The 6,204-nt window shown below is 75.2% G+C and carries 4 protein-coding genes and 1 riboswitch; of the genes, 2 read left to right on the top strand and 2 right to left on the bottom strand.

Annotated elements, in window-relative coordinates; translation table 11 throughout:
• Window positions 1–584 (bottom strand): precorrin-8X methylmutase (locus ACFVGO_RS30825; RefSeq protein WP_380635289.1); only part of this gene is annotated, 584 nt, incomplete at its 3' end.
• A complete protein-coding gene (locus ACFVGO_RS30820) occupies window positions 581–1,966 on the bottom strand; it encodes a hypothetical protein (RefSeq protein WP_380635287.1) in 1,386 nt (461 codons plus the stop codon). The genes ACFVGO_RS30825 and ACFVGO_RS30820, both read right to left, overlap by 4 nt.
• A 281-nt stretch (window positions 1,967–2,247) precedes the next feature.
• A riboswitch (cobalamin riboswitch) is annotated at window positions 2,248–2,333 on the top strand.
• Window positions 2,334–2,380: 47 nt separating this feature from the next.
• On the opposite strand from ACFVGO_RS30820, the gene ACFVGO_RS30815 reads away from it, so the two are divergent.
• Together ACFVGO_RS30815 and cobN are read left to right on the top strand one after the other, a co-directional pair.
• Entirely contained in the window at window positions 2,381–2,557 is a 177-nt protein-coding gene (locus tag ACFVGO_RS30815) for a hypothetical protein (protein ID WP_380539474.1), read from the top strand.
• Complete coding sequence (cobN, locus tag ACFVGO_RS30810; RefSeq protein WP_380348761.1) at window positions 2,554–6,177, top strand: cobaltochelatase subunit CobN; 3,624 nt, start codon at window positions 2,554–2,556, stop codon at window positions 6,175–6,177. Before ACFVGO_RS30815 ends, cobN begins: the two co-directional genes overlap by 4 nt.
• The last annotated feature ends 27 nt before the right edge of the window (window positions 6,178–6,204 follow it).

The raw sequence follows: 6,204 nt of genomic DNA, 5'->3' as shown, positions 1-6,204 counted from the left end.
CTCGCGTGCCCCCCGCGCCGGCCGCGCACCACCAGGTGCTCCAGGCCGGACGGGTGCTCCGCCAGGGCCTGCTTGGACTCGGCGGCGCCGATGAAGCCGACCGGAACGCCGATCACCGCGGCCGGTCGCGGTGCGCCCGCCTCGATCATCTCCAGCAGCCGGAACAGCGAGGTCGGCGCGTTGCCGACGGCGACCACCGCGCCCTCCAGCCGGGGCAGCCACAGCTCCATGGCCGCGGCGCTGCGGGTGTTGCCCATCTTCCGGGCGAGTTCGGGCACCGACGGGTCGGTGAGGGTGCAGATCACCTCGTTGTCGGCGGGCAGCCGCTTGCGGGTGACGCCGCTCGCGACCATGTTGACGTCGCAGAGGATGGGCGCACCGGCGTGCAGCGCGGCGCGCGCGGAGGCGACCACACCGGGCGAGTACACCAGGTCCTCGACCAGGTCGACCATCCCGCAGGCGTGGATCATCCGCACCGCGACCTGGGAGACGTCCGCCGGAAGGGCGGCCAGATCGGCCTCCGCGCGGATGGTGGCAAAGGACTGGCGGTAGATGGACGCGCCGTCCTTCTCGTACTCGATCACTTCGTGGTCCTCCTGGCCTCGGCGACCGCCTCGGCCATCTCCTCGTTCGTCACGTCGACGCCCGTCGCGTCCTTGACGTCCACCGCATCGGCAGCCGTCGCACCGGCTCCCGCGGCGTTCACCGTCACCCGGTAGCCGCGCCCTGTGGCGAGCACGTCCACCCAGCGCCCGGCCGGGTGGCCGCAGCGCCGTTCACAGCCCGACCAGTGGACGGGCAGCACACCTGCGGGCCCGGCACCGGCCCCCACCGCGAGACCCGTTCCCGCAGCGGCGCCGGCGGCCAACGCGGCACCGGAGTCCAACGCGGCACCGACTGCCGCAGCGGCGCCGGAGTCCAATGCCCGGGCCGCGTCCGAGCGGACGTCGGCCAGCGACTTGGCGCAGCCCGGCAGCCCGGTGCAGGCGGTGGCCCGCTCCCAGGCCGAGCCGGGCTCGGTGCGGAAGCCGGCCGCGGCGAGCGCCGGCAGCCGGTCGGCCGGAGCCCCGGGCAGCACCGCTCCGCGCCAGGGGGTCAGTCGCAGTTCGCCGGCCGAGGCGGCGACCAGCGCCCGCCACTGTCCGGCGCCCGCCCGGCCGAAGCGCAGTCCCACCGAGAGCCCGCCGGGCAGCGCGCCGACGGCGGGCGCGGCACCGGCGAAGGCGGGCAGCGGCACCGGGCCGGCCGGCAGCAGGTCGGGGACCTCGCGCAGGTGCCAGGCCTTGCGCCCGTTGGTCCGCAGCACCGCCAGGAAGGAGCGGGCCGCGTCCAGCACGGCCGTCACCTCCTGCCCGGCCTCGACCGGGTGTCCGCGGTCGGCGCGCCCGAGGCGCAGCAGCCGGGTGCCGTCCGGGCCTGCGATCAATGTCACATCGGCGTCGAGCGCGGCGACGTCGCCCCGCCCGTCGTCCAGCGCGAACAGGAACTTGCCGGAGAGCCCGGCCGCCCAGTCGCTCGCGCACAGTCGTGCGTCCAACTCCCGCACCCAGGCCTGTACATCGGCTCTGCCGGGGCCGCCCGCGGCGTCCAGTCCGGCCGCCGGCGAGGCGACGATGTTGCGGACCCGCTCGTGGGTGTCCGAGGGCAGCAGTCCGACGGCGCGCAGGCGGTCGGCGAGCTCGGCCGCGCAGTGCGGGGCCAGGCCGCGCAGCTGGACGTTGCCGCGCGAGGTGGTCTCCAGCTCACCGTCGCCGAGGGCCTCGGCCGCCTCGGCCAGCGCGAGGGCCTGACGGTCCGTCAGCAGCCCGCCGGGCAGGCGGATCCGGGCGAGGGCGCCGTCGTCGGCCGTATGCAGACGAAGCGCTCCGGGGCAGGCGTCCGCACGCCCCCGGTCGGGCACCTCCCGGTCGGGTCCTGCGGCGCCCGGCGCGGTGGCGTCGGGTGTCGGTGGCATGGCGGCGAGCATACAGATGATCCGATCGCTTGCCTCCGTCCGCTGCATCACACCCGGGCCGCACCCCGGCCGCACGCCGACCACCTCATCGGCTTCACCACCGGCCTCGCCTCCCGCTTCGGCCCCGCTTCGGCCCCGCTTCGGCCCCGCCTCGGCCCCGCTTCACCCCCGCCTCGTCGTCGCCTCGCATGCCCGAACGTCCGAAAGCTCACTCTCCCCCAGGTCAGCCGTACCCCGTACGATGCTGACGGGCGGTCCCAGCGGGCCGCCCACACGCCAGCGACGGCGCAGGGGAGGAAACCGGTGCGAACCCGGTGCGGTCCCGCCACTGTGACCGCGGTTCACCGGTAGACCGGTCGGCCGCGGGAGCCAGGAACTCCTGCCGTCCTCCACCGGCCCGGGGCGCGGACCCCGAGGAAGGCAGACATGTTCCAGCGCTGTCGCATGCCCGCGCCCGCGTCCCCGGCCGCCATCACGGCCGTTCCGGCCGCCGCCACGACCACCCCGGTCGACCGCGCGGCCGCTCCGGCCACCTCTGCGGCCGACCCGGCCCAGATCCCGGCCGCCCTGGCCACCGACGAGGCCGGGAGGGCCTTCATATGATCCTGCTGCTGTCGACGTCCGACACCGACCTGCTCAGCGCCCGCGCTTCCGAGGGCCCGGTGCGCTACCGGCTCGGCAACCCGGCCCGACTCACCCCCGAGGACCTGCCCGCGCTGCTGGAGGGCACCGAGCTCGTCGTGGTCCGCCTGCTCGGCGGGCGCCGCGCCTGGCAGGAGGGCCTGGACACGCTGCTGGCCGGCCCCCGCCCGGTCATCGTCCTGACGGGTGAGCAGGCCCCCGACGCCCAGCTGATGGAGCTGTCCACCGTCCCGGCCGGCATCGCCGCCGAGGCGCACGCCTACCTGGCCCACGGCGGCGCGGCCAACCTCGCCGAGCTGGGCGCCTTCCTCTCCGACACCGTGCTGCTGACCGGCCACGGCTTCGCCCCGCCCGCCTCCGCCCCGGCCTGGGGCCCGCTGGAGCGCGAAGCCCGTACGACCGAGGGCCCGACCGTCGCGGTGCTCTACTACCGCGCCCACCACATGAGCGGCAACACCGCCTTCGTGGAGACGCTCTGCCGGGCCGTCGAGGACCAGGGCGCCCGGGCCAAGGCCTACTACTGCGCCTCGCTGCGCGGCGCCGAGCCCGAGCTGCTGGCCGCGCTCGGCGAGGCCGACGCGATCGTCACCACCGTGCTCGCCGCCGGCGGCACCCGCCCGGCCGACGCCCAGGCCGGCGGGGACGAGGAGGCCTGGGACGCGGGCGCGCTGGCCGCCCTCGACCGCCCGATCCTCCAGGCGCTCTGCCTCACCTGGTCGCGCGCCCAGTGGGAGGCCAGCGACGACGGCCTGTCCCCGCTGGACACCGCCACCCAGATCGCCGTGCCGGAGTTCGACGGCCGCCTGATCAGCGTCCCGTTCTCCTTCAAGGAGCTGGACGAGGACGGCCTCACCGTCTACGCCGCCGACCCGGAGCGCGCCGCCCGGGTCGCCGGCACCGCCGTCAAGCACGCCCGGCTTCGGCACGTTCCGGCCGCCGAGCGCCGCCTCGCCCTGGTGCTGTCCGCGTACCCGACCAAGCACGCCCGGGTCGGCAACGCCGTCGGCCTGGACACCCCGGCCAGTGCGGTGCGGCTGCTGGAGCGGCTGCGCGCGGAGGGCATGGACCTCGGGAACGACCTCCCCTCGTTCGACGACGGCGAGGGCGGCCACGAGGGCGACGCGCTGATCCACGCCCTGATCGCGGCCGGCGGCTACGACCAGGACTGGCTCACCGAGGACCAGCTGGCCCGCAACCCGGTGCGCATCCCCGCGGCCGACTACCGCCGCTGGTACGCCACCCTCCCGCAGGGCCTGCGCGAGCAGGTCGAGGAGCACTGGGGCCCGGCCCCCGGCGAGCTGTACGTCGACCGCTCGCAGAACCCGGACGGCGACATCGTGCTGGCCGCGATCCGCTCCGGGAACCTGCTCGTGCTGATCCAGCCGCCGCGCGGCTTCGGCGAGAACCCGGTCGCCATCTACCACGACCCCGACCTGCCGCCGAGCCACCACTACCTGGCCGCCTACCGCTGGATCGAGGCCGCCCAGGAGGACGGCGGCTTCGGCGCCCACGCGGTGATCCACCTCGGCAAGCACGGCAACCTGGAGTGGCTGCCCGGCAAGACCGCCGCGCTGTCCGCCGAGTGCGGCCCGGACGCCGTCCTCGGCGACCTGCCGCTGGTCTACCCCTTCCTGGTCAACGACCCGGGCGAGGGCACCCAGGCCAAGCGCCGCGCCCACGCCACGCTCGTCGACCACCTCGTCCCGCCGATGGCCCGCGCCGACTCCTACGGCGACATCGCGCGCCTGGAGCAGCTGCTGGACGAGCACTCCAACATCGCCGCGATGGACCCGGCCAAGCTGCCGGCGATCCGAGCCCAGATCTGGACCCTGATCCAGGCCGCCAAGCTCGACCACGACCTCGGCCTGGACGAGCGCCCGGAGGACGACGGCTTCGACGACTTCCTGCTGCACGTCGACGGCTGGCTCTGCGAGGTCAAGGACGCCCAGATCCGCGACGGTCTGCACGTCCTCGGCCAGGCTCCGGCCGGCACCGACCGGGTCAACATCGTGCTCGCCATCCTGCGCGCCCGGCAGATCTGGGGCGGCGTCAGCGCCCTGCCCGGTCTGCGCGAGGCGCTCGGCCTGGACGAGGCGGCGCTCACCCTCGGTGCCACCGACGCGGCCGAGGCCAAGGCGCGCGCCCTGGTCGAGGCCATGGAGGCGGAGGACTGGGCGCCCGAGGCGGTCGAGAAGGTCACCGCCGAGCTGCCGGAGACCGTCCAGGAGGCCGTCCGCCAGGTGCTGGACTTCGCCGCCACCCAGGTGGTGCCGCGGCTGTCCGCCACCACCGACGAGCTGGACGCCGTGCTGCACGCGCTCCAGGGCGGCTTCGTCCCGGCCGGCCCGTCCGGCTCGCCGCTGCGCGGCCTGGTCAACGTGCTGCCGACCGGCCGCAACTTCTACTCCGTCGACCCGAAGGCCGTCCCCAGCAAGCTCGCCTGGGAGACCGGCCAGGCCCTCGCCACCTCGCTGGTCGAGCGGTACACCGCCGACAACGACGGCGCCTACCCGCCCTCGGTCGGGCTCTCGCTCTGGGGCACCAGCGCGATGCGCACGGCCGGCGACGACATCGCCGAGGCCTTCGCCCTGCTCGGCGTGCGCCCGGTCTGGGACGACGCCTCGCGCCGGGTCACCGGCCTGGAGCCGATCCCGCTGGAGGAGCTGGGCCGTCCGCGCATCGACGTCACGCTGCGCATCTCCGGCTTCTTCCGGGACGCCTTCCCGCACGTCGTCGCCCTGCTGGACGACGCGGTGCGCCTGGCCGCCGCCCAGGAGGAGTCCCCCGAGTCGAACTACGTGCGCGCCCACGTCCAGGCCGACCTCGCCGTCCACGGCGACGAGCGCAAGGCCACCGTCCGGGTCTTCGGCTCCCGCCCGGGCACGTACGGGGCGGGCCTGCTGCAGCTGATCGACAGCCGGGACTGGCGCACCGACGCCGACCTGGCCGAGGTGTACACGGTCTGGGGCGGCTACGCGTACGGCCGCGGGCTGGACGGGCGCCCGGCGCGCGAGGAGATGGAGACCGCGTACAAGCGGATCACCGTCGCCGCGAAGAACACCGACACCCGCGAGCACGACATCGCCGACTCGGACGACTACTTCCAGTACCACGGCGGCATGGTGGCCACCGTGCGCGCCCTCACCGGCAAGGCGCCGACCGCCTACATCGGCGACTCGACCCGCCCGGAGACGGTCCGCACCCGCACCCTGACCGAGGAGGCCGCCCGCGTCTTCCGCGCCCGGGTGGTCAACCCGCGCTGGATCGAGGCGATGCGCCGCCACGGCTACAAGGGCGCCTTCGAGATGGCCGCGACGGTGGACTACCTGTTCGGCTACGACGCCACCACGGGCGTGGTCGCGGACTGGATGTACGAGAAGCTGACCCAGGAGTACGTCCTCGACCCGGTCAACCGGGAGTTCCTCGCGGGCGCCAACCCGTGGGCGCTGCACGGGATCAGCGAGCGGCTGCTGGAGGCGGCGAGCCGCGGGCTGTGGGAGCAGCCGGACCCGCAGCTGATCGAGCAGCTGCAGGCCGCGTTCCTGGAGACCGAGGGTGACCTGGAGGGCGGCGAGGACTGACGCCCCGCTGAGCGGAGGCCGCCGGTG

It is taken from the genome of Kitasatospora sp. NPDC057738, assembly GCF_042798815.1.
Taxonomy (GTDB): domain Bacteria; phylum Actinomycetota; class Actinomycetes; order Streptomycetales; family Streptomycetaceae; genus Kitasatospora; species Kitasatospora lactacystinica.
This window is presented reverse-complemented; position numbering and strand designations above follow the sequence as displayed.

Coding starts and splice junctions, on each gene's coding strand:
- ACFVGO_RS30820 (WP_380635287.1), bottom strand. CDS start 1,966: ATGCTCGCCGCCATGCCACCGACACCCGACGCCACCGCGCCGGGCGCC.
- ACFVGO_RS30815 (WP_380539474.1), top strand. CDS start 2,381: ATGTTCCAGCGCTGTCGCATGCCCGCGCCCGCGTCCCCGGCCGCCATC.
- cobN (WP_380348761.1), top strand. CDS start 2,554: ATGATCCTGCTGCTGTCGACGTCCGACACCGACCTGCTCAGCGCCCGC.